The organism is Fictibacillus aquaticus, from assembly GCF_002245695.1.
GTDB lineage: Bacteria > Bacillota > Bacilli > Bacillales > Fictibacillaceae > Fictibacillus > Fictibacillus aquaticus.
Genome location: NZ_NOII01000080.1, coordinates 1 through 3,417 on the forward strand (window position 1 = coordinate 1; position 3,417 = coordinate 3,417).

The 3,417-nt window shown below is 34.6% G+C and carries 3 protein-coding genes; 1 reads left to right on the forward strand and 2 read right to left on the reverse strand.

The genetic code is table 11. The features are described from left to right. On the reverse strand, positions 1-1,663 hold a 1,663-nt coding region (locus CGZ90_RS19965; RefSeq protein WP_094254230.1), incomplete at its 3' end, for a heavy metal translocating P-type ATPase. Between the two features lie 374 nt (positions 1,664-2,037). Next, positions 2,038-2,565, reverse strand: a complete 528-nt coding sequence (resA, locus tag CGZ90_RS19970) for a thiol-disulfide oxidoreductase ResA (RefSeq protein ID WP_094254231.1) — start codon at positions 2,563-2,565, stop codon at positions 2,038-2,040. Between the two features lie 428 nt (positions 2,566-2,993). On the opposite strand from resA, the gene CGZ90_RS19980 reads away from it, so the two are divergent. Next, on the forward strand, positions 2,994-3,417 hold a 424-nt coding region (locus CGZ90_RS19980; RefSeq protein WP_205727431.1), incomplete at its 3' end, for a cytochrome c oxidase assembly protein.

Genomic DNA, 3,417 nt, shown 5'->3' on the forward strand with positions numbered 1-3,417 from the left:
CTGAAATTTCATTGTAATTTTGAATCTTACTTTCATTCACATCTTTTCCATACTCTTTTTTTATGGAAAGAGCGATCGGATGATTTGAATGAACCTCCGCATATGCAGCGTATTCTAAAATCTCTTCCTTCGAAAGATTACCATTGGGATAAATACCCGTAACATCGAAAACACCCTGGGTTAATGTACCTGTTTTATCAAATACAACATATTTGACATCGTTTAATGCTTCAAGATAATTACTCCCCTTAATTAATATTCCTCTTTTAGAAGCTCCACCAATTCCTCCAAAAAAACCGAGCGGAATAGAGACTACCAGCGCACATGGACAAGAAATGACTAAGAAAACGAGCGCCCTATAAATCCAGTCTGAAAACGAAGCCCCCTGAATGACAAGAGGAGGAATAAGCGCAAGAAGCACCGCCGTTATCACTACAAATGGAGTATAATAACGCGCAAACTTTGTGATGAAATTTTCGGTTTGTGCTTTTCTGCTGCTGGCATTCTGAACAAGATCTAAAATCTTTGAGACTGTAGATTCCTCAAATACTTTTTTCACTTCAACTGTGAGAACACCGTTTTTATTGATAAACCCACTCAAGACATCACTGTCCGTCTCCACTTCACGTGGTACAGATTCTCCCGTCAGTGCAGATGTATCAACCATGGAACTGCCTTCAACAATCTTCCCATCAAGTGGCACCTTCTCACCAGGTTTGATGATTATGATGTCTCCAACATTAACCTCTTCAGGTGATACGCGACGAGTTTCAAATTCGAATTTTTTATTTGCATAATCGGGCCTGATATCCATTAGTGCACTTATCGATTTTCGAGACCGGTTCACAGCAATACTTTGGAACAGTTCACCCACTTGATAGAAGAGCATTACAGCTACACCTTCTGGAAACTCACCTATGGCAAAGGCTCCAATTGTCGCAATCGTCATTAAAAAGTTTTCATCAAACACTTGACCTCTTTTAATGTTTCTTATTGCCTTCAGAAGGATGTCTCCTCCAACAATAAAATATGAGAGGAGAAAAAGAATAAGTTCTAGCGGGAACGGAAAATCAGAAAATAAAGCTGTAGATAAGAACCCAATTCCAAAACCAAGTCGAGTAATCATTCGTTTGGTCTGCCGGTTTCCTTCTTCATTGTCCAATATCCCCTTGTTTTCTAGGCTGTCTTCAGNNTCTTCAGTGATTTCAACGCCAGGTTCCAGCCTTTTCACAATTTGTGCTACTTTCGTCCTTACCTGATCCAAATCAGCAGAAACAGTAAGTTCAAGAGATAGTTTTTTGGAAACGAAGTCTAAGTAAGATGATTCCACACTCTTTAGACTTTTTACTTCTCTTTCAATTTTACCAGCGCAATTTGCACAATCTAATCCATTTAGGATCAATACCAATTTACTTGATTTAGTATTCACTTTTTCTTTAACCTCGATATGAGGTTCTATTTTTTTTATGAGTTGTTTTGCGTTTAATACAACAGGTTCCATATCCTTTAAATGGGTTTCCATATGCAATGTCTTAGTCATGAAATTTACAGAGCAGGATGTAATGCCCTCAAGCTCTCGAACCTTAGATTCAATTTTCGCAGCACAGTGTGCACAATCAAGCCCTTCTAACAGTAGTTCTTTTTTTTGAGAATGATCTGTCATCCGCGCATTATCTCCTTCTTAATTAAGACCTTTTTCTTTTTTATAACTGCTTTCAATGAATATATGAACATTCAATCATATTATAGAAAGTAGCTCTGTATAAAGTCAACCCATTACGCTACATCCCCCCTACTATTTAAAACACCAACAATTTCCCCTATATTCCATTACATTAAAATTACATTTAACTGAAAATTCTCATCATTTCTTCATTGCTAAAGATAGGTGTTAAAGTAAAACTATCCCCCTTATTCACATAAGAGAAGATTCTCCAACGAGGAGAGTCTTTTCATTTTATTGTTCTTGTATGAAAAGGTGAAAAAAAGACACTTAGAACTTTATCTAAGTATCTTACGAGTAAATTTATGGTTGTTTTATGGTTGGATACTTTCCATAAATTTATTTATTTTTGCGTCGTCTAACCCACCTGTGATGATTTTCACTATCTCACCTTCTTTATTGATTAAAAAACTAGCTGGCAATGTTCCAACACCGTAAGCTTTTAAAACGTCTCTGTTTTTGTCCATCGGAATGGAAAAAGTTAACTTATAATCTTCTATAAAATCTCTTACTGCTATTTCAGATTCAGCCACATTTATGGCTAAAATCGTTACCCCTTTGTCTTTAAAAGACATATATTGTCTTTGCATAGCTGGCATCTCTTTCTCACAAGGTTTACACCAGGTTCCCCAAAAGTTTAAAAAGACACCCTGGCCACGATAATCCTCAAGCTCAACTCTATTACCGTTCAAATCTTTTAAAATAAAATTAGGGGCTTTGTCTCCTTCATTGATTATTTTTGTTTGATTACTAAATTTACTATAAAGAGTATAGGCAACTGCTCCCACTATAATAATTAATAACAATGTTCTAAATACAAGTCTGATTTTTTTACTTTTCATAAAATAGTCAACAGCCCTTTCTGAAACGGAAATAATATATTTCATTTTACAAATTTGTGTACTTTTTTGAAAAACTATTTATTTCAAGTATATTCATATATACTATATATGAATATATGAGTATATGAGCATTATCTATAATAGAATGAAAGTAGTGATAAAGTTGTTTAATATTTATTTTCCTGAAGACAAAACTGAATATCTTCCTTCTTTAGTATTATTGTTATTAGCTGTTATTTTCTCATATCTTTTTGTGTTTTTTATGAAGAAATACTCAAAAAAAGAAGAAGAAAAAGCTAATTTGTTTGAACAACAAATCCTGAGCGCGAAATGGAAGAAAGAGGAATAATATACGATGCATTTTGAGTTGAATTAAAGAAAGGGATGACTGCAGATGATAAAGGTGGTTTTCTTCAGGGGAGCACACAATGAATCAACTTAATAAACTTCATCAGTTAGATGAACTTTGGCAGCTTGATATTCTGATAACATTACTAGGTTTCGGTTTAATCTATTTTCTCATCATAAATAGAATGAAAATATTGAATCCAACAGTAAAAATTGCATCATGGAAGCAGCAACTATCTTTCTCAGCTGGCCTTCTGTTATTAATGGTTTCTGAAGGCAGTCCATTGAGTTTGATTGGACATCATTATTTATTCAGTGTACATATGATACAGATGACAATTACTTATATAATGGTCCCCCCTTTATTAATACTGGGCATGCCTTCCTGGATGTTTAAACCGTTTGCGCACATAAAAGTGGTTCGCCGTATTTGTGCATTTTTATCAAATCCGATTTTAGCTGTTGTTCTTTTTAACGGATTATTCTCCTTTTATCATTTTCCTT